Source organism: Bradyrhizobium manausense, from assembly GCF_018130615.1.
In the GTDB taxonomy this organism is placed as follows: domain Bacteria; phylum Pseudomonadota; class Alphaproteobacteria; order Rhizobiales; family Xanthobacteraceae; genus Bradyrhizobium; species Bradyrhizobium manausense_A.
In genome coordinates this window covers 17,885-40,962 of record NZ_JAFCKB010000031.1, presented here as the reverse complement: position 1 = coordinate 40,962, position 23,078 = coordinate 17,885, and the positions used below count along the sequence as shown (strand labels likewise).

Annotated in this window: 21 protein-coding genes and 1 pseudogene; 15 read left to right on the top strand and 7 right to left on the bottom strand. The window is 62.3% G+C overall.

Annotated features, from left to right (window positions below):
* The first annotated feature begins 54 nt into the window (after positions 1–54).
* Together JQ587_RS35035 and JQ587_RS35030 are read left to right on the top strand one after the other, a co-directional pair.
* Positions 55–1,602 carry an acetolactate synthase large subunit gene (locus JQ587_RS35035; protein WP_212428398.1) on the top strand — a complete coding sequence of 516 codons (1,548 nt, stop codon included), beginning with the start codon at positions 55–57 and terminating at the stop codon, positions 1,600–1,602.
* A gap of 177 nt (positions 1,603–1,779) precedes the next feature.
* Positions 1,780–2,298, top strand: a complete 519-nt coding sequence (locus tag JQ587_RS35030; RefSeq protein ID WP_212428397.1) for a hypothetical protein — start codon at positions 1,780–1,782, stop codon at positions 2,296–2,298.
* A gap of 238 nt (positions 2,299–2,536) precedes the next feature.
* On the opposite strand, the gene JQ587_RS35025 is transcribed toward JQ587_RS35030, so the two are convergent.
* The gene (locus JQ587_RS35025; RefSeq protein WP_212428396.1) at positions 2,537–4,081 is read right to left on the bottom strand and encodes a peroxidase family protein; all 1,545 of its coding nucleotides are present in this window, start codon (positions 4,079–4,081) and stop codon (positions 2,537–2,539) included.
* 587 nt (positions 4,082–4,668) lie between these two features.
* Between JQ587_RS35025 and JQ587_RS35020 the strand changes: the two genes are divergently transcribed.
* The 3 genes from JQ587_RS35020 to greA all read left to right on the top strand — a co-directional run bounded on the left by JQ587_RS35020 (position 4,669) and on the right by greA (position 6,225).
* Complete coding sequence (locus tag JQ587_RS35020; RefSeq protein ID WP_212300041.1) at positions 4,669–5,007, top strand: hypothetical protein; 339 nt, start codon at positions 4,669–4,671, stop codon at positions 5,005–5,007.
* 151 nt (positions 5,008–5,158) lie between these two features.
* Positions 5,159–5,641: a hypothetical protein gene (locus JQ587_RS35015; RefSeq protein WP_212428395.1), complete on the top strand. Its 483-nt coding sequence runs from the start codon at positions 5,159–5,161 to the stop codon at positions 5,639–5,641.
* A gap of 101 nt (positions 5,642–5,742) precedes the next feature.
* Positions 5,743–6,225, top strand: a complete 483-nt coding sequence (greA, locus tag JQ587_RS35010; RefSeq protein WP_212300297.1) for a transcription elongation factor GreA — start codon at positions 5,743–5,745, stop codon at positions 6,223–6,225.
* Between the two features lie 8 nt (positions 6,226–6,233).
* Here the strand turns inward: greA and JQ587_RS35005 are convergent, their stop codons facing one another.
* On the bottom strand, positions 6,234–7,277 hold the full coding sequence (locus tag JQ587_RS35005; RefSeq protein ID WP_212428394.1) for an AraC family transcriptional regulator: 1,044 nt from the start codon (positions 7,275–7,277) through the stop codon (positions 6,234–6,236).
* A 192-nt stretch (positions 7,278–7,469) separates the two neighbouring features.
* Between JQ587_RS35005 and JQ587_RS35000 the strand changes: the two genes are divergently transcribed.
* Entirely contained in the window at positions 7,470–8,618 is a 1,149-nt protein-coding gene (locus JQ587_RS35000) for a DUF3047 domain-containing protein (RefSeq protein ID WP_249154678.1), read from the top strand.
* Positions 8,619–8,847: 229 nt separating this feature from the next.
* Positions 8,848–9,612: a class I SAM-dependent methyltransferase gene (locus JQ587_RS34995; RefSeq protein ID WP_212300037.1), complete on the top strand. Its 765-nt coding sequence runs from the start codon at positions 8,848–8,850 to the stop codon at positions 9,610–9,612.
* A gap of 190 nt (positions 9,613–9,802) precedes the next feature.
* On the opposite strand, the gene rpsU is transcribed toward JQ587_RS34995, so the two are convergent.
* The gene (gene rpsU / locus JQ587_RS34990; RefSeq protein ID WP_212428392.1) at positions 9,803–10,084 is read right to left on the bottom strand and encodes a 30S ribosomal protein S21; all 282 of its coding nucleotides are present in this window, start codon (positions 10,082–10,084) and stop codon (positions 9,803–9,805) included.
* A 1,198-nt stretch (positions 10,085–11,282) separates the two neighbouring features.
* Between rpsU and JQ587_RS34985 the strand changes: the two genes are divergently transcribed.
* From JQ587_RS34985 to JQ587_RS34975, 3 genes are all read left to right on the top strand, one after another.
* On the top strand, positions 11,283–12,614 hold the full coding sequence (locus JQ587_RS34985) for a tyrosine-type recombinase/integrase (RefSeq protein ID WP_212428391.1): 1,332 nt from the start codon (positions 11,283–11,285) through the stop codon (positions 12,612–12,614).
* A gap of 533 nt (positions 12,615–13,147) precedes the next feature.
* Complete coding sequence (locus tag JQ587_RS34980) at positions 13,148–13,936, top strand: Shedu anti-phage system protein SduA domain-containing protein (protein WP_212428390.1); 789 nt, start codon at positions 13,148–13,150, stop codon at positions 13,934–13,936.
* 146 nt (positions 13,937–14,082) lie between these two features.
* The gene (locus JQ587_RS34975; protein WP_212428389.1) at positions 14,083–14,802 is read left to right on the top strand and encodes an AbiV family abortive infection protein; all 720 of its coding nucleotides are present in this window, start codon (positions 14,083–14,085) and stop codon (positions 14,800–14,802) included.
* A gap of 79 nt (positions 14,803–14,881) precedes the next feature.
* Here JQ587_RS34975 and JQ587_RS34970 read toward each other — a convergent pair whose 3' ends face one another.
* The 3 genes from JQ587_RS34970 to mblB are packed head-to-tail and all read right to left on the bottom strand — an operon-like array spanning position 14,882 to position 19,502.
* Positions 14,882–16,075, bottom strand: a complete 1,194-nt coding sequence (locus JQ587_RS34970; RefSeq protein ID WP_212428388.1) for a patatin-like phospholipase family protein — start codon at positions 16,073–16,075, stop codon at positions 14,882–14,884.
* Positions 16,076–16,083: 8 nt separating this feature from the next.
* Complete coding sequence (cap2-3, locus tag JQ587_RS34965; protein ID WP_212428387.1) at positions 16,084–18,363, bottom strand: anti-phage 6A-MBL system cap2_3 protein; 2,280 nt, start codon at positions 18,361–18,363, stop codon at positions 16,084–16,086.
* Between the two features lie 2 nt (positions 18,364–18,365).
* Positions 18,366–19,502: an anti-phage 6A-MBL system MBL-fold protein gene (gene mblB / locus JQ587_RS34960; RefSeq protein ID WP_212428386.1), complete on the bottom strand. Its 1,137-nt coding sequence runs from the start codon at positions 19,500–19,502 to the stop codon at positions 18,366–18,368.
* 149 nt (positions 19,503–19,651) lie between these two features.
* On the opposite strand from mblB, the gene JQ587_RS34955 reads away from it, so the two are divergent.
* The 4 genes and pseudogenes from JQ587_RS34955 (at position 19,652) to JQ587_RS36830 (ending at position 21,376) form a co-directional block, all read left to right on the top strand.
* Complete coding sequence (locus JQ587_RS34955; RefSeq protein ID WP_212428385.1) at positions 19,652–20,179, top strand: hypothetical protein; 528 nt, start codon at positions 19,652–19,654, stop codon at positions 20,177–20,179.
* Complete coding sequence (locus JQ587_RS34950) at positions 20,179–20,607, top strand: hypothetical protein (RefSeq protein WP_212428384.1); 429 nt, start codon at positions 20,179–20,181, stop codon at positions 20,605–20,607. Before JQ587_RS34955 ends, JQ587_RS34950 begins: the two co-directional genes overlap by 1 nt.
* Positions 20,608–20,611: 4 nt before the next feature.
* A pseudogene (locus tag JQ587_RS37235) lies at positions 20,612–21,007 on the top strand (ImmA/IrrE family metallo-endopeptidase); the annotation flags it as partial.
* Between the two features lie 66 nt (positions 21,008–21,073).
* The gene (locus tag JQ587_RS36830; protein WP_249154676.1) at positions 21,074–21,376 is read left to right on the top strand and encodes a hypothetical protein; all 303 of its coding nucleotides are present in this window, start codon (positions 21,074–21,076) and stop codon (positions 21,374–21,376) included.
* A 34-nt stretch (positions 21,377–21,410) separates the two neighbouring features.
* On the opposite strand, the gene JQ587_RS34940 is transcribed toward JQ587_RS36830, so the two are convergent.
* Positions 21,411–21,716 carry a hypothetical protein gene (locus tag JQ587_RS34940; protein WP_212428382.1) on the bottom strand — a complete coding sequence of 102 codons (306 nt, stop codon included), beginning with the start codon at positions 21,714–21,716 and terminating at the stop codon, positions 21,411–21,413.
* 116 nt (positions 21,717–21,832) lie between these two features.
* Here JQ587_RS34940 and JQ587_RS34935 point away from each other — a divergent pair, with 116 nt between their 5' ends.
* Positions 21,833–23,056 carry a DUF4145 domain-containing protein gene (locus JQ587_RS34935; protein ID WP_212428381.1) on the top strand — a complete coding sequence of 408 codons (1,224 nt, stop codon included), beginning with the start codon at positions 21,833–21,835 and terminating at the stop codon, positions 23,054–23,056.
* The last annotated feature ends 22 nt before the right edge of the window (positions 23,057–23,078 follow it).

The following is a 23,078-nucleotide window of genomic DNA, read 5'->3' as shown; positions in this document are numbered from 1 at the left end:
ACAATGATTGGTCGGACGGATCACTGGAAATCGCCGGTTGCGGGAGCAGACAGAATGAACGGTGCGGAAAGCCTGGTGCGGACGATGGTCAAGGGCGGGGTGGACGTCTGCTTCACCAACCCCGGCACCTCCGAGATGCACTTTGTCGCAGCGCTCGACCGCGTGCCGGGCATGCGCTGTGTGCTCGGCCTGTTCGAGGGCGTGGTGACGGGTGCGGCCGACGGCTATTTCCGCATGAAGGGCCAGCCTGCCTCGACCCTGCTGCATCTCGGCCCCGGCCTCGCCAATGGCCTTGCCAATCTGCACAATGCCAAGAAGGCCAATTCCGGCATCGTCAACATCGTCGGCCAGCACGCCGTCTACCACATCGACTACAACGCGCCGCTGACCTCCGACATCGAGGGCCTGGCCCGGCCGATGTCGTCCTGGGTCCGCACCTCGCCGAATGCCAAATCGGTCGCCGCTGATGGCGCCGCCGCGATCGCCGCCGCCAAGAGCGCTCCGCCGCAGATCGCGACCCTGATCCTGCCCGCCGACACCGCCTGGAACGAGGCCGACGGCGTCGCCGAGGTCCCGGCCGAGCAGCAGCGCGCCAGCTATTCGCCGCAGGCGGTCGAGCAGGCCGCCAGGACCCTGCATGGTGACGGCGAGGGCACGCTGCTCCTGATGACCGGCAGCGCGCTGAGCGAGCACGGCCTGGCGCTGGCCGAGCGCATCGCCGGCAAGACCGGCTGCACCGTGATGGGCCCGACCTTCCGCCCGAAGATGGCACGTGGCCGCGGCCGCTTCTCGATCGACCGCATCCATTACGTCATCGAGAACGCGCTGCCGATGCTGGCAAAGTTCCGTCACATCGTGCTTGTCGAGTCCGACGATCCCGTGGCGTTCTTCGCCTACCCGAACAAGCCGAGCATGCTCAAGCCCGATGGCTGCGAGGTCCATCGCATGACCTCCTGGGGCGAGAATTCGGTCGCGGCTCTGGAAGCGCTCGCCGGCGCGGTGAAGGCGAGCGCCAGGGACGTCAAGCCGCAGGCGTTACAGGAACTGGTCAAGCCGACCGGCGCGCTCACCTTCGCCTCGATCGCGCAGGCGATCGCATGTGCGATCCCCGAGAACGCGATCATGGTCGACGAATCCCTCACCACCGGCCGCGGCTTCTTCCCGCCGACGGCCGCAGCCGCGCCGCATGACTGGCTGCAGAACATGGGCGGCTCGATCGGCTTCTCGACGCCGCTGTCGATCGGCGCGGCGATCGCCTGCCCGGACCGCAAGGTCATCACCATGGTCGGCGACGGCAGCGCGATGTACACGATCCAGTCGCTGTGGACCCAGGCGCGCGAGAATCTCAATATCGTCACCATCGTGTTCGCCAACCGCATCTACCAGATCCTGCGCGGCGAGTTCGACAATGTCGGTGCCGGCGAGCCCGGCCAGCGCGCCAACGACATGCTGCGGCTTGATCGTCCGACGCTCGATTTCGTGGCGCTGGCCAAGGGCATGGGCGTGCCCGGCCGCGCCGTCACCAATGCCGATGAGTTCAACAAGGCGCTGGCCGAGGCCGTCGCCGAGCCGGGACCGCGGCTGATCGAAGTCGTGATGTAGGCCAAGTTCTCTCCCCACGTCGTCCCGGCGAAAGCCGGGACCCATCACCCCAGGGAGAGGTTTGGCGAAGACTAGGCGTTCGGTGCGTGCACTGTGCGTACACGATAAATGTCGCGGTGGGGCCCGGCCTACGCCGGGACGACACTGAACTAAGAGCGTGATGAGCCCGGAGGCACGATGCAGACCGAGCTGAACAAGGTGATCGCGGCGCTCCGGGAGTTTTACGCCCACGAAGATTTCCTGTTCGAGAAGGATATCGGCGAGCGCGCCGTCACGCACCGCTTCGCCGTCTATCTCGAACGGCAATTCCAGGGCTGGGCGGTCGATTGCAATTACGACCGGCTCGGCGAGCGCACGCTGCACCTGCCGCATGGCACCATCATCTCGACCGACGATCATCTCGGCAAGTCGATCTACCCCGATGTCGTCGTGCATCAGCGCGAGATCCCGAACAATCTGCTCACTGTCGAGATCCGCAAGGCGAGCAATCACACGCCGCTGGAGCACGACCAGCACAAGCTGAAAGCGATGACCGACCCGCATGTCTGGTTCGCCTACTGGATCGGCGTGCTGCTGGTGCTCGACAGGCACGGCGTGACGATGTCGGAAGTCTATGTCAGCGGCGTCGTCGATCAGGTGCAGTCGCTCTGGTTTGCGGAGCGGCTTTCGGAGAGCGGTCTTGGGGCCGCGCATTAGAACGAGAGTTCGTACGCACTGCTTCAATCGCGTTTGACTGCACGATGTTGCGGCGTCGACAATGGGCTCCCTCTCTTGCTTGCGGGGGAGGGCTGGGGTGGGGGTCTCTCCACGTCGGGATTGCTGGCTAGGGATTGCCCCTGCGTGGTGAGAACCCTCACCCTCTGCGAGCGCGTCCGCCTCTCCCGCAAGCGGGAGAGGCGGAGCAAGCCCCACGGATAATCGTCTCTTCAGAACATCAATGCAGCGGCGCGCCGTTACCCAGCGCGTAGGTCACGAGATCCTTCAGCTTGAAATCGGGACCGGTCACCGGCGCCCAGTTCGGGTCGAGCGACAGCACCGAGGAAGCGTCGCCGAACATCATGCCGAGGAAGACTTCGGCGACGATGCGGCCGCCGACGGGCCCGAGCTGTGGCGTGTTGATGCCGCCCGCCGGTGCACCGGTGGCGGGGACCGTGACCTTGGTCGCGAACTGGCGCGCTTCGGCGAGGATGTAGGTCCACAGCGGGCAGTTGCCTTTGAACACGCCGTTCGCGATCGACGCGATCGGCACCTGCGGATCGCCGGCTGGATCGGGATTGTCGACGGCGCGGCCGATGATGATCTGCTCGTCGGTCAGCGGCGTCACGTGCATCGCCTTGGCGACGGCCTGGCCCGAGGGCAGGCCAAGCCGCCAGCCGCGCTCGAGATTGCGCAGCGCCAGCGAGGACGGATTGGAGGCGACCTCCGGCGGCAGCCTGCGTAGCGGATCGACCAGCGAGGTGTCGATGCGATAGGCGAACTGCAGCCGCCGCTTGTTGTCGGGATTGGTGTCGTCGCCCTCGTCGCCGAAGGCGCGCGTGTCGATGTCGATGAACCGGCCCCAGTCCATGGCGCGTCCCGGACCCATCGCGCGGAAGCCGGTCAGCGCATTGTTGTCCGGATTGTTGGGATCGGGGAAGATCTGCAACAGCATGTTGTCGGCGTCGTTCAGCCGATAGCCGGGCCGGATCATGGAATGCCCGAGCCGGTAGGCCGCGACCGAGAACTCGACCGGCATGTAGGGATAATTCTTCCAATGATAATAGGCGAGCTTGCTGCGATCGTAATGGCCGCCGCTCTTGAGATCGTTCAGCACGGAGGCATTGACGATGCGCGGCAGGAAGTCGTTCAGCACGACATATTGGTAGTGGAAGCGGACGCGCTGTTGCACGTCCTGGAACGAGAGGCTGTCATTGTCGTCGACCATGCGGTTGTGGAAACGCAGCATCAGCCCCTGGAACTGCGAGACGATGCTGTTTTCGTCGTTGCGGGGATCGCCGATCAGTGCGCGGCCTTTGAAGCGCGGCAGGTCGAAGGCGTTGGAGACGCCGGTGCCGGTCAAGGTCTCGCCGAGCAGGAATTTGCCGGCGCCGTCGTACATGTAGGGCTGGTCGTTCGGACCGCGCCCGTAGAGATTATCGAGATCAAACGAGGGCGTGCGGAAATCGACGAGCCCGTCCGGGTCCTGCTGCTTGGTCAGCGAGCTCACCGGATCGAAGGTGATGTCGTGATCGACAAACTGGCCGAAATAAGTGTAGAGCGCGGGAATTCCGCTCTCCTCGCCATCGGGGCTGTCTTTGGGGGCGTCGAAATCGCCGATCATGTTGTCGGCGAGCGCAGAGAGGTTGGCGATGTTATCGGCCTCGTTCGGGCCGAATTTCGCCGGCGTCAGATTGCGGAACATGCGGCCGAAGCGGCCTTGTGACAGCGGCGAGCGGGTGGCGTTGAGACCGCGGGGCGTAATGGCGTGACGACTGCTCATAAAGAACCTCCATGAAAAGTTACGACGGCAAGCAACTAAAGTTAAAGTTGTTCGTAATAGGATATGCATGCGAGGCTAGATCGCGGAATTTGGCGTCGCAATGCACTGCTTCACACATCGCGCGACGTCGATGCGGTTCCGTGAGCAAACGTTGCGATCAAGCTACGGATGTATCTTGCAAATTCTTCCCGCACCGATGGCGAATAACATTCTCGTCATCGAAAATGTCGGCGCAAAGCAATGTCAGCTTCGCCGACCTAATCGGTGAGACGATGTGGCGTGGCGAACGCCGTGCTCGCGCAAAAATTGTGGCGCGTGCGTCGCCTCGTCAATCGTCGCGGGGGCGCGAAAGGGCGTGGCGCCGGATGCCTCGTGCGTTCCGGGACTCACCCGACACATTGTCGCGCGCGTCTAGGTCTCGGCGCGTGCGCCGCGTTCGGCATGCGCCTATGATGCCGCACGCCGCCGTGGACAATGTGATCTCGGCCACAGTTTGCAGCCGGGCTCACGCCTATCTTCGGCGGACTTGCACGCGTCGATCCCGCGGGACCATCCGTCATTGGGGATCAGGCATTTTGGAGGTTCTGATGCAAAAATCATATTTGCTGGCTGCGACTGCGGCACTGGCGCTCATCATGCAGACGCCGCTCGCGCTGGCGCAAACCGCGCCGGCCGCGGGCGGCACGCCGCCGGCCGCCGCGGCCACCACGACGGCGCCTGCTGCGACCACTGCACCGGCCGCGACCACGGACACCTCGACCCCGCCGGCCGGTGCGAAGAAGAGCGCCGAGAAGAAGCCGGCCAAGAAGAAGATGACGCGGCAGCAGGAGATCGATCATTCGGTCGACACCGGCACCGTCCCCGCGCGCTATCGCAACTCCGTGCCGAAGCAGTACCAGCAATATATTCCGTTCGAGAAGCAGTGACCGATCGCACCGCGGCGCGAGGTGCTCCCCCTCTTGCGCCGCGGTGAACTGGCTGGGAGCCATGCAGCAGCAAGGGCTCGATCTGATCAGCTGACCCCTGTGGCAGGGTACACTGCCGATGCTAGAGTAGCCCTAGCCGGGGGGAATCGTGATGAGTGACGACGCGAGGGATGCTGGCCTTGTGGCCATGATCAGCAGCATCCTGGGAGGTGGCAAGCGCACAGAGGCCGCCAGCCCGCCGCCGCTTGCTGACTTCATGCCGGCCGGGCCGGCAGCCGCACCGGCCGCGGACGTGGCGCAAGTCCCGGAGGCGGAGTCTCCGAAGCTCCAGGATGCTGCCGATCAAGCGGTCGCGGCGCCGACGCCGGTTGGGCCTGCCGCTCCATCCCTGACGGCGGACGGCAAGCGCCTTCTGCCGGCGGACGCGATTGCCGAGCTCGTGCTCGGCGAGTTGCGCAAGATCGAGGATTTTCCCCCGTCCGGCGTCTCGGTCACGGTCTATGGCTATCGGAATTGGAACGCGATGATCACCTTCGCGCCGTTTTCGACGACGTTCCAGAACGCGACCCGGTTCCGCCAGGCTCTGCCCGACCTCGTCTTCAAGCTACGCCGTTTCGTCGAACTTGAGATATAGTCGAGGATGATCGCCCGGCGCCCCCCGCGCGGTTCACTCCGGTGGATCGCGGTGCGAGTGCGCGGCGATCATTTCCAAAACTGTTCGACAGGATATTCGAATTGAGCGTCGCCTTTACCAAAGAAGAGAGCGCCGAGACCGCCTCCGAAACGCTGTTGCCGGATCGCCCGATCTCGTCGCATCCAAACCTCGTGACGGAGACGGGCTTGCAGGCGCTGCAGAGGCAGCTCAAGGACGCGCGCGAGGCCTATGAAGCCGCGCAAGCCATCGACGACGTCAACGAAAAGCGAAGGCAGTCGGCGGTTCCCTTGCGCGACGTCCGCTACTTCGCCGAAAGGCTGCGCACCGCGCAGCTCGTCGCCAATCCGGCGTCGCATGAGACGGTTGCCTTTGGCAGCACCGTGACGTTCAGCCGGGCCGACGGCCGCGTGCAGACCTACCGTATCGTCGGCGAGGACGAAGCCGATCCGAAGGCCGGGTCGATCTCGTTCGTATCGCCGGTCGCGAAGTCGCTGATGGGAAAAGCCGTGGGCGATGTCGTGGGGGCGGGCGCGCAGGAGATTGAGCTCGTCGAGATCGCTTAGGAACGCGGTCAGGAACTTGAAGGGTGGGTGTCCGGCTGCGCGCGCGCTTCCAGGAGACGCCGCCAATGGGTGGGGGGAACGCCGCTCCAGCGTTCGAAGGCCCGGCTGAAATGAGAGGGGTCGTCATAGCCGAGCATGGCTGCGATTTCGCTGATCGAGCGCTCGGTCTGAGATAGCAGTCTCACCGCCCGTCGCTGCAGCGCGTTTCGCAGCAGGTCGCTGTAGCTCAGGCCGGCTTCGCTGAGCCGGCGCTGCAGCGTTCGTCTCGCGAGTCCCGATCGGGCTGCCATGTGCGCGAGAGACGGACGACGATCGAGCAGCTCCAGTTCGATCAGCACGGAGAGACGACCCGGCAGGTCGTCCGGATCCGGCAGGTCAAAAATGCGTCCAAGTTCGCTTGCGGCCAGCCCATCGTCTTGCCCAAGATTTGGATTGACTGACCTCAGCAACCGTCGATCGAACACGATCGCGCTCGCGGCGTTGTCGATGGCCGTGTCGGTGCCCATCAACTCGCCGGCCTGACATCGCAGCCGGCTTGGAAGGCCGCCCAGGATGATTCTGTCAGGCAGCCACCACGCGCCGGTAAAATGCCTGACGACGGCGATCATGTACCAGATCGCGAGCATCTCGTTCTGCAGGCGCCCGTCGCGCGCCGGGTCGGATACTTCGTACGACCAGTGAATTTCGTTGCCGTAGCGGCGGACCACCAGCTGCGTGGCATTCTGCAGCATGTGCGGCAGGCTGGTTCCAGCGCGCTGGATCGCCTCGAGTAGGGTTGGCGCCTGCGCGACCCATCGGCCGAAAACGCCGAGGCCGGCCATCGACGCCTGGCGACCGAGGCGCGCTGCAAACACCTCGTCGTGCAATTCCCGCGAGGTCATCATCAACAGCCGGAAATGATCACGGAGTGGCAACAGCGTGTCCGGCGAGTCCAGCAAGGCGAGGGGAAGATCGGCGCGGCGAAACACCCGCTCGATCGATCCTCCGGCCGCCGCTACGACCTCTGCGATCGGGCCGAGCGTGCTCGCGCGCGTGTAACCGGTCTGGTGCATCTGCCCTCATGCGCCAAATTGGCGGCGAGATCGGCGCATCCTGGCGGGCCGAACTCGGCACGGAAACATAGCATGCGAGTCCCGATGGACTACGGCCATACGCCCGCATCGCGGTGGGGCAGGGAGGATTGTATGTGCTTTGCTTGTCTTGGCTTCTCGTCTCCTGCCGGGAAGATTTCCCGGCGTGATGTCATGTTACGTGCCTCCGCGCTCGGCCTGGCGCTGCCCTTTGCCGGCCCGGCGCTGCGGACAGCGCAAGCGGCGGAGCAGAGCGTTCAGGTCGACATCGTCAGCGGCATCAAGGATCTCATCGCGAAGGCGAGTTCAGCGGAGCTGCTCGCCACCAGGGCTTTCGAGCTCAAGGGCGCCGATCTGCCGTGGACCGATTTCGGGCTCGACGCGGCGCGCGGCCAGCAAGTGACGTTCCTGCTGGGCGGTCGCATGTGGCTGTCGCGCGAGCATGATCTCTGGTTCGGTCCGGGTCTGGTCTTCCACGCACGCTCGCGCGGGCTGCGGCCGATGTACAATCCGATGCTGGATACGGGAACGATGCCGGTCTCCCATGACGGACCAATCGAGGTCGCGCGCTCGGCCGCGGAATGGACCAGTGAGGACGGTGTGCTGGGGACGCCGGAAGACATTTACAAGAAGGCGGATGTCGAAATCACCGGCGTTGCCCTGCTGTGGCGCGGCGATGCGGCTGTCGGCATCAAGAGCCTGCTGGCGCATGGCGATGTCGGCGGTCTGCTCAAGTCCGAGCTCGCGCGTCTTGAGCGTGGAGCTAAGCTGCCGGCGGGGTGGTCGAACCTGCTCGGTTTCGGTGGTGGGCAGGAAGTCTTCAATCAGGCCGCCGACGGCGAGATCGTCTGCGATACCACGGGCCATGTCAGTATCATCGAGCGGCCACTGCCGGTTCCGTTGACCTCCCGTCCGCGTCTCGCATGGCGCTGGAAGATCGATCAACTGCCATCGGTCGTCGCGGAAGACCAGGCTGCGACGCATGACTATCTTTCGATCGGCGTGAAGTTCGAAGACGGGCAGGATCTGACCTATATCTGGAGCGAGCACTTGCCCGAGGGCAAGGTCTTCCGATGCCCGCTGCCCGCCTGGACAGCGATCGAGACGCATATGATCGTTCGTTCCGGCAAGGCGGGTCTCGGAACCTGGCAAGCGCATGAACGCGACATCGCGGCAGACTACGCCGCCCATATCGGCGGACCGGCGAAGGCGATCTCGAAAATCTGGTTGCTGGCGGTCGCACCGTTCCAGCGCCGCCACGGCGCGTGTCGCTACGCCGATATCACGGTCACCACCAGTGACAACGCAGTGCATAGAGTTTGAGCAAGACGCACTCACGGGTGCGTGCCGATCTGTCGCGTCTGTGGGCGGTTTCGCCGGCGAGGGCCTTCGGGAACTCGAGACTCTTGCAATCGCCCGGCGAGGTCAGCTCGTCGGGTCATTTTGCCGTCAAGCAAAAACCTTAAGTTGTCCCAAATTCGCAACGATCCTAGCACTCGGTTGTGCGGGGCTCTCAGTGAATTGAGGTTCGATAATGTCGTTAAGCAAAGCCTTGAATGAGCGACTCACGGAACTGAAATTTCATCCGACCGTCCTCGCGGTCCGACAGGTCAAGAAGCGTCTGGCCGACAGCGGACCTGCACTGCGCCTCAAATTCAATACGCAAAGGCGCGACGAGATCATCGGCGAGTACAAGCGCGCATCGAGCGTGCAGGACGTGATCGATTTCACCAAGCATCATATGGGCACAGGCTCCTGTCAGATCGAGACGGAGATTTCGTCGGCGCTCGATTACATCGCCGCCTCCGCTCCGAAGCTCGTGGTTGAAATCGGAACGCTGAACGGCGGCACCTCGCTCCTGTTCGGGCGATTTCTGCCGACGATGGAGACGATGATCTGCATCGATCTGCACGTGAAGAACAAGGAAATGCTGAAGCTGCTCGCCACGCCGAAGCAGCAATGGACCTTCTTCGACATGCCGTCCTACGCGGATGATACCGTCAAGCGGGTCGAGAAGTTTCTGAACGGCAGGTTGATCGACACCTTGTTCATCGACGGCGATCATCGCTACGAAGGCGTCAAGCAGGATTTTCTCTGCTACCGGCACTTCGTTCGCGAGGGCGGGATCATCCTGTTCCACGACATCTGCGAGTCCAGCGGCAACACCAGCGCCTGGGCCGGCGGCGTCCCGCAGCTATGGCGCGAATTGTCGCCGCACTACGAGCACAAGGAATTCATCCAGAACCGCAGCCAGGAAGGCTTTGGCATCGGCGCGCTGAAATACACCAAGGCGGCAAACCCGTTTCCATCGGCGTGAGTTCAGCCCGGCGCGAAGCCGTGAGGGCGCGCAGCAGACCGACGGCGCCTGCCACAGGCGCCGTTGGTCAGAGAGGGCAGTCCGTGGCAGCTGTTCCCTGATCGTCTCGCTGATGCGCTTCCAGCCACAATCAGCGCGGACCTTGTATTCGCGCGCCATTTTCTTGAGCTCGTGTTGCGCGGTATCGATTTCAGGCCGTAGGGACCCGGGCCTTGACCTCGGGCAAAGGCGGTTTGCGCTCGAAGGGCTTCTTTTTCGGCGGTGCGGGCAGCAATCCTTCCCGGATCGCCTGCTTTCGAGCGAGCTTACGGGCTCGGCGAATGGCTTCGGATTTCTCGCGAGTCTTCCTTTCAGAGGGCTTTTCGTAGGAGCGTCGCTGCTTCATCTCCCGGAAGACGCCTTCACGCTGCATCTTCTTCTTGAGAACACGAAGCGCCTGCTCGACATTGTTGTCTCTGACGACGACCTGCATTGATCCTCCTCGCTTGGGGCTGCAAATGCGACACGTCCTGCAGGCAGCCAATTGCGCAGGAGCTTGATTGCGAGTTTTCAGGATAGTAGCAGCGACATTCGTCGCCAGCTCCGGACCAGCCTATCCGCTTGTCACATGCGATGCGGTCTGGTGCGGTCACGTGACCACTCTCGTGCGGACAAGTCAATTGATAAAGACCTTGCCTGCATCTCGACGGATCTCGCAGGAACACTCGATCCGAGCACCGGAGCCGACCGGTGGAAGCAAATCGGCGCCCATCCTTGCAGAATGACGAACGGCCGCTTGGCCCGCTCGATCCCAGGATTGAGCGGGTTCTGCCGTCTGCACAAGGGAGTGAAGCATGAGTGCCAAGACACCGGCACACCGCAGTCAAGAAGCGTTCGAGAAAAGCGGCGCGATAGCCGTCTTCAGCGTCGCGATCTCCCAATGCGCTCCTCAAAATTGCCTGAGGGCATACGGGTGGCTCGGGGAGGAGCGCAACTGCGCGAACGGGATCGAGCCGTGCCGCTCCTCGCGAATGGCCGGAAGGTCACGCTCACCAGTGAGGATACGGTTTCAATCGCCCGGTGCGAGTCGTCGGCAGCGCGGTCCTCTTCCGGGATGCTGCCATTCTGCCGGTGTTTTGCCCGACGCGTCAACTGAAATTCGGAAAATTCGCAATCCCTTGATCCGGCGGGCGTCGGCTACTGTGCATGGGGTTGTTTCGACACTTCTGACGGAGACGCCCCGGTCCGTCTGCGCTCTTCGAGCTACGCCGGACACGCTTCGTCATTATCGGGCGTGGCTGCGCCACGCGAAACCTTTTGGCGAAGCGTGGTGGGCGCACAAGGGATCGAACCTTGGACCTCTCCCGTGTGAACCACAATCCGTAGACCCGAGCTAACCAAATCCGGCCATAGTTGAAATGTAAAAACCCTTTAATTGACGTTGGTTGTGGCCTTGTTTGGCCATAAGAGCCCATAGGTGACCTTGCTACATTTTGTATGCCCCCGTTGTGCCCGCCGTGGATTTTCCCTTGGGGCACAAAAGCAACGGAGGTCTGAGACCCGGTTCTGTTTGGGTCTCTGGATCCTCTCCGCGCGGGCACACGGCAAGGGGAGGGTCTGAGGCGCGGTTCTGCTCGAGGGCTGACTGCCCTTCTTGCGGGCACGCTGGGCACAGAGAGAGGGAAGGAAACATGACGGAGCCGGCCAACCAGCTGACACTCACCGATGCGGTGATCCGCAACGCAACGCTGCCGCCGGGTAAGGCGCAGCATTATCTCCACGACGACAAGCTGCCCGGCCTCGCCTTGCGCATGCGCGCCACCGGCGGCCGGACCTGGGTCTACCTCTTCACCAAGCCGGGGGTGAGGGGGACCCAGCGCAAAACCCTTGGCGCGTGGCCCAAATATAATGAGAAGGCCGCGCGCAAGGCCGCCACCATCGCCGCAGGCGAGGTCGTCAAGGGCTTGGACCCGAACGACGCGAAGCGCGAGGCGAGGCGGCAACAGGCAGCCGAGAAGCAGCGCACCACGCTAGGGACCCTCATTGATGAAGATGGTCCCTACCAGACGTCCTTGACCGAACGTCAAGTCGTCAACTGGAAGCCAGCAATGTCGGCGCTGCGGCGCGGGCTCAAGGATCACGCCGAGAGCGGCGTGGGGGACCTGACGCGACGGCAGATCATGGCTGCGGTCGACAAGATTGCCAAGACCGGCAAGCGCGGTGCCGCCAAGGACTTGCGCAAGCACGTGCACACCTTCCTCGAATGGTGCGTCGGCGAAGGCTACGTCGAGCACAACGTGCTCGCCGGCTATCGCGCGCCCAAGGAAACTCGCGCGCAGAGAGTCGGGCGCCGAACAAAGGGCCGCGCGCTGTCCGATGAGGAAATCATCAAGGTCTGGGATGCATCCGGCAAGCTCGGGGCTTTCGGTCTCCTGGCACGCACGTGTCTGCTCGGCGGCCCGCGCCGCAGCGAGCCTACCATGATCGAGTGGCGAAAGCACATCATGGACGACCGGATCACCTTCGATGCGGCGTGGACCAAGATGGGGCTGCACCACGATGTGCCGCGCACTCACCTGGTTGACGAGGTCCTCACGGCCGCGAAACATTTCCAGCGGGCAACCTCCGACTATGTCTTCCCATCACCGAAGACCGGCGGCCAGATGTCCGGCTTCACCAAGATGGTCAATCGCCTGGTCAAGGAAGCGAGCGTCGCCAAGTTCACCATGCATGACTTAAGGCGCAGCTTGCGCACCATCATGTCGCGTTGCGGCTACGACAACGAAATCCAGCGGCTGTGTGTTGGGCAAAAGCCAGGCGGAATTGATCAGGTCTACAATCACGACGAACAGTGGATCATCCGCAAGATGGCGTTCGAAGCGGCCCACGACTACATTGCGGAATTGGTCGGCGCGAAACGGGTCGGCAAAATCGCGCGCCTTCAGCGGACGAATCCGCTTGACCCGATCAAGGCCGAGCTCCTCGGCCGTCTCCGTGAGCATTATGCGGCTGAGGCGCCCTAGTGGTCCTATCGCACTTCGCCAGATAGTCGCGCACCGCATCGACACGATAGAGGGGCCGGCCATCGACGTAGCGCCATTTCAGCGGGTGGTTTGGATCGCGCCGCCACTGTTCCAGCGCTCCGGGCGTGCGCCGGATGACCGCGGCCGCCTCTAATGCCGTCAAATTTGAGCTGCTCGGCAGTGTATCGATATCAAACGTCGCCGGAGGCGGCATGCCACGGTTCTTGCGACGCCGCTTTGTGGCAGGCGGCATTTCACCACTATTTGGCGACCCCATTGCCTCGGTCGGAGGCTTTTTGTCTTTGCCGTTCATGCCTCAGCCCAAACCCTGATCGGTTTGAGGCAATAAGATCGCAGACCTCAGCAGGAATACAGAAATCGAGCGAGCAGGCATGGCTGCTGGGTATCTGTGGCGTACAAATAGGACGAACCGCGCCCGTTTTCGCAGGGCTTCCCGGTTATCAAAATCCTTGCTCAAGCCGGGGGGCGCCGGGATAGTAGGTTAAAACTAGCGCCCAGCCTTTGGAGCCAAGATGAATTTGGATGAAGAAGCAGCGCGGTTCGTGCAGTTGCTCGACGAAAAACGCGAGGAGCAAGCGTATCAAGCTTACCTTGAGCAGCACACGCGCTTCATCCCGCGGGAGTTCGTACAGAACCACGGTATCGGGCTTAGCTTGGTTCTTCGCAAGCTCTCTTTCGGCGCCGACTACAAAACCGATTTCTTCTATTTCTCGAAGAGCACGGATGACTGGAACGCCGTCTTTATCGAGCTGGAAAAGCCCTGGTCGAGCTTTTTCAAGGGCAACACGAACGAGTATCACGGCGATTTTTCGCGCGCGTTGCAGCAGATCAATCAGTGGAAGGCATGGTTTCTCTCGGACCAGAACAAGGCGGGCTTTTTGGCGTCCGTCAGCGCCGTCCAGGTGCCGCGGCATATGGCCAGCAATCCGACTTATAACAAGTACGTGCTCGTCTTTGGGCGACGCGCGGAATACGAAGGCAACGCGGATCGCCGGCGGCTCGTGAGAGCCGCTGAAACGGATGACTTCAAGATCATGACGTTCGACAGCCTTGCTGAGGGCCTTAGCCAGAAAAGCGAGCTCGCGGTCGGCAGTCGGCATAATCAGTTCATCGATATCCTCTCAGACGAGGTCATTGATGCTGGGATGTACGCGTGGATGGAGCCGACGCAGCTTCGGGTAAGCAAGGCGCTCCGCGGGAAGCTCAGCCAGGGAGGCTCCAATCACTTTCTCTTCCAAGATGGGCAGCAGCATGAGGTCCTGAGCTATGTCGCTCCGCTAGTCAGGGTGCGAGCTGCGTGATGGGGGCGAAGCCCGCTTGGCGGGGTGCCTTGCTTTGTGAAGCACCGCGCTTCAAGTTGATCTGCTTGGATTCTGTGCGACGATGCTGGAAGTCCAGCGTATCGTGAGAAGCAGCTAGCCCGGCTTATTGGCCAGGGGTGTGACGAATGCGGAAGGCAAAACTCTTGAAAACTCCTCGCAAGTCGGACGTGGAAGCCACGATCGATGCTTGCCTCGCAAATGCATCGCGCTTGATGGACGACGCGCTGATGCTCGAATTCCAAGAACGGGGCGGCGGCCGCCTTGCCATCTGCGTGCTGGCGCAGGAGGAGTACGCAAAGGCTTTCCTTCTTTACATGGTGCGTGAAGAGCTTCTGCCGTGGGATACGGACCTGTTGCGCATCATGAGAAGCCATGCTTGCAAACATTTGCTTGCGATCGTCATGGAGTACGTCAGTCCGGACTGGGAGACCATCGAGGAACTCCAAGCCAAGCTTACGGCAGAATACGATCTCGGGGACTGTTTCCCGTCGCGCATCAGCAGCGCTCTCAATATTCTCTATTTCGAGATGATCCGACGCGGCAATTTCTTCGACGATAACGAGTATGAGCCGGATGTGCTCGCGGTCGCTATCGGCGAGAGGGACCGAGCAAAACAGGACGCGATCTACATTGACGTCGACAAAAGCTGCCGGGTTAAGAATTCGCCGAGGGATATCACGCGGGAAAGCGCCGCCATCGAGTACGAGCGTGCATCACGATATGGCTCGATTGTCGCTGGATTGCTCGAGCCCGATGCTCACGAGGGGTTGGAGCTTCGGAAGCTCAAGGACGCTATGAAGGTCGTCTTCTGGCAAGAGTATAAGCCGATCGCGTCCTCCGGCTGAAGCGCCAAAAAGCTACGGCTGGCATGACGCACAAAGAAGAAACCGGCGGAAGCCATCTGCTGACCTACGTGTCCTCATTTCAGCAGATTGCGGGTTTGCCGATCAGATGAGGAATATAAGCGCGAGCCAAACATAACGTCAGTTGTTCTCCGCGAAGACTAAGCCGGTCGATCCACTCCGTCGGCATCGCGTTGAAATCGGTCGGATACGAATGAGCCTCCTCCCGGCGTACCAGGTTGGAAGGTGGGTCCGGCAAGGTTTTGTCGAGTTGGCCGAGATAGGGAAAAATGAAGTGCTTGATCTGCCCGGAGCGTTGCGCCGCATGCAGTCGGTGGATCGAGGCATTCTGCGCGCGATCGAACAGCGCGCCGAAGACGCTCGACATCCGCGCGAGCATGAACTGGCTCGGAGGCTCCTGCCGCAGGCCGTATCCCGCCGAGCAGCAGATGATCGTATCGACGGGCGTCACGTTCAGGCTGACGTCCGGCGAGCGGTCTGGCCAGAGGCAGCCGAGACCGAGATTATCGTAGATCCCGCCGTCCGTCAGGACCACCCGCTCGGCTCGTAGTGCGCCCTTGTTGTCGAACGTAAATGTTTCGTCGAAGGCCGGAAGAAACAGCGGGTAGGCGGCCGACGCGGCGACGGCGTGCGCGACCGACACGTCGTTTCGATGCAACTTCCCCCAACGCCACGAGCCCGACTCCTTGGTTCCGAACCGGAAGGCCGAACCGGTTCTAAGCTCGGTGGCATTGATGACAAGGTGAGGCGCGGGCCGCAGGTTGCTCATCGAAGCGCCGCTGAAAAGAAGCTCGTCTAACACCGCTTCGAGCAGGCTGGTTCGGCTCGCGAAGCGATGAACAGGTGACCTGACGTCGAAAGATTCGAAATGCCGCGCGAGCGATGAAGGCGTTATCAGTTCGAGTACGCCTACCATCGTCCTGAGCAGCGCTACAACGACGGCCACGGCGCCGATCAGTACGAAGGCTGCGGCCACCTTCAGGCCGAGCGGGCTGAGCAGTTTCCGGCACATGCGCCTGGCAAGGCCTTGAGACAGAATCTCGCGCATCTTTGTTTCGAACGACGCAAAGTCGCCGTTGTGCGCGTGGAAGAATGCGCCAATCACGCTGCCGCCCGATACGGTCGAGAGGACGTCGATCCGACGCAGCAGCCCGAGCTGGTCGAGCGCTCTCAGGCAACCAAGATGGAATGCCATTGCCCTGGAGCCGCCCCCTGAGAGAGCCAATCCGATTTTAGGCGAGATCGCTTCCTCCATCCGAAAACTCAATCGTGCCCACGGTGAATGGCAACCCTGAGGATGCGCCCTTCCTCCCGGCAGAGCGACGGGTCGAAGCTGAGAAGCGAGAAGTCGCCGTGGTGGGCCGCGATGGCCATCAGGCCGGGCAATCCGTCCGCCGCGAGCTCGCCGCCCAGATAAGCGAGTTGGGCGATGTCGGTGTCGCTCGGACGCGCATTCGCATAGCGCGGATGGGAGTGCCATTCGCCGAGGTACCGCACCTGGTGCATCGACCGGCGGGCGACGTCGTCGATGGATTGGGCCAGGCCGACCACGCCACGTTCGAACCGTGTCGGACTGCCGAGACTGTCCTCCGGCTGGGGAAACGCATGGGCAAGGTGGAGAGCCTGACGGCTGAAATCGGCGATGCCGACGATGGCTCCGCCGGTCTCATTGGGCAAACGCTCGTCGCGTAGCGCGGAAAGCTGATCCAAGAACCCGCGATCGTAGCTTACTTGCCAGGCGCCGATCTCGGCGCGCGTAACGGGTTCGCCGTTTCGCTGCACGACGGAGACCGAGCCGTCCGGGCCGAGCGTCCAGACCGTCACCTTAGCATCATCGCTCGAGAGCGAGTCGGCGATGCCCCTTGCGGCCAGCGCGCTCAGGAGCGCGGCTCGGGTCGCAGGGATCCTGTTGGTCAGCGAGCGGCACGAGCCGCTGTAGCGCACGCCGCCTTGCGAAGCGTCGAGATGATCTGCCAGCGACGGCTCGGTCAGGATCAGGCGGTGATATTGCGCCTCGAGATCGCGCAGCGTGATATCACGCCGTGCATCTTCCGTGAGAAGTACGACGGCGGTGCCCGAGGGATTGAAGAAGGCACAGACGCGTCTTGCGGCAAAGGGCAGATCGCTCAAATGGCGGGCGACGCCGACCGACGCCGATGCGTCGATGATGACGGAGGCGGCTGCATAGGCGGCATCCAGCGCCTTTTGTTGATCCGCGTTCGGCGCGAGCACGCCGGTGACGATCGCTGATTGGGCCTCGTTGAGCAGTACCGAAATCTGCCTGGCCAACGCGTTGGCCTTTGGCGCACCGATCTCGTCGGCCAACAGCGCATGGCGAGCCATGTTGTGCGGCAACAGCGCGTCACTGTCCACAATGGTCCACTCGAAAGCGCCCTCGCGCGCGAGATCCATGCCGAGTTGAGAGCCAAGCGAACCCGCGCCGATCATGACGGCCTTCCTTCGGTCCGCGACCGTGTTGCCGGCGATCGAAGCCGCGAGGTCTCGATCGAAAGCGAAATGAACCTGCGCCGGCGCGACAGGTAACGGAGCTCCCGCGATCGGCACTTCGGGGAACGCCCGGACGTAACCCTTGCCGACGTTGCTGTTGTTGGCGTGCAATATGCCCAGAAGGACCCCGATCTCGCCCGCGGTGTTAGTGGTGATGAAGGCGCGGAAGTCGTCGGCGCCGCGACCTCCTTCGGCGGTAATAGGGAGACCGACGACGATGGCGATCCGGCCGGCCATCCGCCTGGCGCCGTCGTCGGCGATACCGGTCCACGCCTTCAATCTCTCCTTGATCTCGTCGAGTAGCCTAAGGCCGGTCGGCGCGAGTTCTGCGGCCAGACTTTCCAGCGTCCGAGGCAGGCGCCGGATCGAGGTCATGATTTGCGGCGGGAGCGCGAAAGCCATCACCGTCAGCGCGATACCGCCTGGCGGGGCCTGCTTGGATGGAATGGCGAACACCAGGCCCTGGTTGTCGGCACGCACGAAGCCAGCGAATTCGGAGGTCGCAGAGCCGGCCTCGAAGACGCTGCGCGGCAAGACCACAGCCATGTCCGCGCCGTAAAATAGCGGATCCGGCGGTTGCGCCGGATCGTGGAGCTTGCCGCGCGCCGCCTTGGCGAGCCAAAGCTGGATGAGCCGCGAGAATTCCGTCGGCGTGTAGGTGAGGCGGGCTTCCGGCCAAGGCCGATCGTCCACGCACAGCGAGAACGGCATCTCTTCAGGCACGCCGTTCTGATGCATGGTGTGCGGGAAGTCGTCCCGCAGCGCCAGCACCGCGGGACGGACGTGCGGCGACGAGAAGAGAATGCCGATCGGCTCTCTGGCGCGGATAGGGTAGGCGAGGTCCTGGGGGCGTTCCACGTCGATCTCGACATAGACGCCGACATACCCGGTCGTCTTATCCTCCTTGATCTCAACGAGCGTGGTCGCCGGGAGCCCGGCGAGCGCGGATTCCACGAACGAACGCGCCGGACCGGAGGCGACGCCGTCGATCGTCATCGCCTCGCCGAAGGCCGTCCACCACGCGTGGATCGCCATGCCTAGCCCGCCCGCACCGGGGTCGCCGCGACGCTCACCGCGCCGGCGGCGGTGGCCGAAACAAGCAACAGCTGGGCTCCCCGGTCGGTGATCTCGATGGTGCTCGGCTTGGGTTTGCTCTTTGAAGGCAAATCCATTGTGACCTTGAACTGGCCGTCCTTGAGATCGGCGACCGACCGGTAGTAGGCCGCGGCCTGGCGGTGCGGCGGCTGCGAATCGAGGTCCTCATCGCTGCCCTTGGACGGGATTGACCAACTGGTGGATATCATGATGGACCGCTCGCGCCCCTGAGTCTCGCACAGCCACTTGACCTCATCGGTCGGCTTGGTGACGTCGACGCCCTTTTCCGGCCCGATCGATAGGTAGGAGCAGTGGTGCGGGATCTTGAAGATATCCCACAGCAGCCGGTCCTGGTTGCCGTGGCGCTTGGACGTGATCACGATCTGGTTGATCGAGTCGTGGTTGATGTCAGACATGAACAGCGCGCAGGTCTCGCGGCGTCCCTCCAGGAACGTCGCCTGAAAGACCACGCTGTGCTGGTTGCGGTCAATGATCTCGCTCTCGTTCTGATGCCAGCCGAAGGGGCTATGGATGAAGAACTGGACGCGCTCGGGACCGAACATCGAGAAGCCGGGCACGTACTGGCCCGCGTCGGTGATCAGGTGCGCGCGCGATTCCAGCGTCAGACCCTGCTTCTCCAGCCATTCCTTGAGCTTGGTCGGGCGCGAAAAGACGCGGATGCCCTTGCCGACGCGCAACCGGTGCCGCGCCTCCTGACGGATGATGCGGGCGCTATCCTCACAACCGTCCTCGAGGATCGCCGCGGCCGGCACCCACAACTCGTCGATCTTGATCCGGCCTTCGCCCTGGTACTTCGCGGCATGTTCGAGCCAGAAGAAGTCGCCCGAACCGCAACAGTGGTCGTCGTCGAGATGGGTGAAGCAGACCACGTCATAATAATCGCGCTTGGCGGCGCGCAGATCGGCCTTGAGCACCTCGGGCAAGTCGATGCGGGCATCCCACATGTCGTTGGGATTGCGCATGTCTGCGTAATCGACCAGCATCTTGCGGCCGTTGGTCATGTCGATGCGGGTGCAGTCGGCATTGCCGAGGGGATGAAAGGTCAGTTTAGCTGTCATATCGGTGGTCTTTCTGAATGGTATTTCGGCTCGAAGTGAGCCCCTAACCTCTAAAGCTCGTCACCGGCGCGAAGTCGGACGCGAAAATTCGCTAAATGTTATTTCCGACTTCGCTCGATTCGCGAGCTATGGCTTTCGGAGGAAGCCGATTGACCGATCAATCTCCCAAAGCGGCGGCGTTGCTGACGCTCACCGCGGACCAGCGGAAGAAGCTGGCCGCCTTGGCGCGGGTGAAGGCGCGCGGCACCACCTTGGAAGCGGAGGACCTCCTGCAGGGCGCCAAGGCGCGCTGGCTGAATCCGGATTCGACCGCCGGACACGATGCGTTCGAAGTTCTGTCGGGCGCGGTGAACAGCATCGCGTCCAACGATAGGCGCCGAAGCGCCACGGTTCGTCGTGTTGAGGGGAAACGGCTCGTCGCCGCGTCCACCGATGCGCCCGACCCGATCGAACTCGCGCAGGATCTGGGCCCCTCCCAGGATGACGCGTACCTCCGCGAGCAGATCTACCGGATCTGCGACGACGAGGAGGTCAAAACGCTGCTGCTCCTCCTGGACGACAATGCGACGCGGGCCGAAATCCTCGCCGAAACAGGGTGGGACGTAACGAACTATGAAACCGTCAGGAAGAGAATGAAGAAGTGGGGTGCCTCCCTCTACAAGGAAGGGAAACTGTGATGGAGACCGATCGTGAACTCACGTTTCGCGAAGAGCTCCTGGAAGAAATACAGCAGGAGATTCTTTCGCTCGAAGGACCCGCGTTGGATGAATATCTAATCGCATTGGGCATGGATCCTAACGATCTGCTAGAGAGCTTCGACGCGGTTTTTCAGGGTCCCGAGATCGCCGCGAAGCGCCGGAAATTTGCGGCCGCCCGGCAGCGTCCGCGCGAATCTCAAGCCCCCCTCAGCGCTTCGATCCTATCGTTCGACCCGGCGAAGAAGCGCGAGATCCACTCTGCCGTCAAGAAGAAGGTCGATGCCACCGGCGACATGACTATAGCGGCGCGAAATCGGCGCATCGAATCCGACGACGATCTCGACAGCTTCCTCGAAGCTTGTCTGCGGCTCGGACTTATCGACGAATCCGGCAAGCTAAAGGAATGACCTCTTGCGCCCGGCCGAACAACTCCTCGTCGAACTCGGCATTTCCGAGGCCAAGGAAATCGATCTCCTCGCCATCGCCGATTGCGTCGGCGCGCAAGTCCTGTACAGGCGGCTCGTCGGCTGCGAGGCTCAAATCATCGGCTTCAAGGACCGAGCGATCATCTATGTCAGCGATGGAGCGAAACCGAACAGGAAAAGGTTCAGCACCGGTCACGAGCTTGGGCATTGGCATCACCACCGAGGCCAGTCGTTCGTCTGCCGTTCCGATGACATCGGTCGCCCCTTGGACGAGCGCTCGCGAAATGCCGAGCGGATGGCCGACGTCTATTCCGCCGACCTCATCCTTCCCCCATACCTCATCAAGCCGAAGCTTCATGCGATTGGAGAGATTTCGCTCGACGCGATAGTAGGACTTGCTCACGAGTTCTCGGCCAGCCTGGCTGCCACGGGCATCCGGATCATGCGGATGACGCGCGAGCCTTTGATCCTGATCGCACAGGATCTGGCCGGCACGAAATGGCAGTGGCCGGGGATCACGGTCGGAGGTCTGAGGGTTCGGGACGATATCGATCTGAGATCGAGCGTGAGCGTGTCGCTCGCAGGCGTCAACCGGGTCGGACCCGTCAAGAAGGAGTCGGCGAGCTATTGGTTCGATCGCCGGCACATCGAGCAATTCGACGTCAAGGTCCAAAGCGTCCGGACGATAGAGGGCGAAGCGCTGACGCTTCTGCGGATCCTGGATCCCAAGATGATCGATATCTACGGGTGATGCGAACGATTTCGCGAGTTGCTCCGATCTCTCTTCAATAACCCTGATCGGGAGCCGCCGGTAAGGTCAGCAGCTGGCGTCGAAGAACGCTCACGCCGTATTGAGCATCCATCTGTCGTTGAAATAGATCGAACAGTGCCTGGACGTTTTCGGTCAAGGCTGGGTCGTTGATCGGCGATAGAGTTGCCTGATGCTCCCGAGGCGTGCCCCAGAGCCATCTTTGGAAACGATCGAGGTTCGCGTCGCCCACGAAGATCGTGGCGGCCACCCACAAACCCATCATCCAGTCATAGAATGCACGCGCCACTTTCGGGTCGAAAAGACGGAAAAGAAGATTCATCGCGATCCTCCGTCAGCCCCCAGCGAACCGCTACAATGTAGCCGATTCGGCAAAGCGCGATCCTGTGAATATCGGGGATCGCCAAAGTCGGAACAGCGGGAATTTGTGGGTGAGAGATGGGCTATTGTCCGATCTGCAAGACATCGTCGAGCCTCGAACAGCCGACAGGCGGCGATTACAGGCGCGTGGAATGCCGCAAGTGTGGCAAGTACCAGATCACGGGTTCGGCATTGGCGATGCTGGACTCGCGACTGAACGACGCCAGGAGCGTCGCGCGCTTGAGCCATGCGACGCGCGCAATGTCGTTGAAGTCAGAGGTCGAATGGCCCGAGATTAACTCGTTCAACTTGGACGACATGATCAAGCAGCCGCTTCCTTCGGTCGATCGCCAGATGACCAACCTGCTCGCGTGGGCCGCGGCGGATCTGGACGACGACCAACTCGGCTCGGTCGAGTTGCCCGACGAGGAGGATCTCACCGCGGTGATCGGCACGCTCGACGGGCAGCGGGTCGACGACCTGATCTCGGAGACGGCCAAAGTTAAACTGATCCGACTCATGCCCGATCATGCGATCTCGATCACGCCGGCCGGGTGGGAGCGACTTCGACCCGCGGCCAAGTTGGAAACGCGATCGGGAACTGTGGTGCCGGCCCCGGTCTCTACGAAAGCGGGGGCGACCGTCAAGGCGCACTGCGGTGTTTGCCACGGAGAGAAGAATTCCTGGCTCCGCGCCGAGTACACGGAGAAGGGAGGCGATGGCACCGATGCTTGGAGCGAGACCTATCAAACGGTGCAATGTTGCGGTTGCGACAAGCTATCGGTTCGACACGAGGTCTGGCGGTCGGAGTGGGATGAGGCCGACTTCGACGAGCAAGGTCAGCCGGTGATGCGCCGCGGCGCCAACGTGACGTATCATCCGGCACAGACCGTCCGCGCAAAACCGCGCTGGGCCGAAGACCTAAGCGACGACGTCCTCCGGGATGTTCTCGACGAGTCTTATCTGGCCCTCAATAGTGGATTGCGGATGCTCGCGTCGGTTGGGGCTCGCACTCTGCTCGATAGGGCCGGAAATATCCTCGTCGGTGACGTAAAGGGTGGATTCGAAGGCAAACTTTCCGCGCTGGCGACTGCGGGGCTCATCAGCCAGTCGGACAAGGAGGCGCTCGACGCGGTCGCCGACGCAGGCAACGCGTCGGCGCATCGCGGCTACGCTCCTGAAGCCGAACGTCTGAACCACATCTTTAACATCATAGAGAATTTCCTGGAGCGCGCGTTCATTCTCACCCCGGTGGCCGCGAAAATCCGCAAAGCGACCCCTCCACGTCCCAAGCGGCGTTGATGGAAAGCGTGCGTTGGCCAAA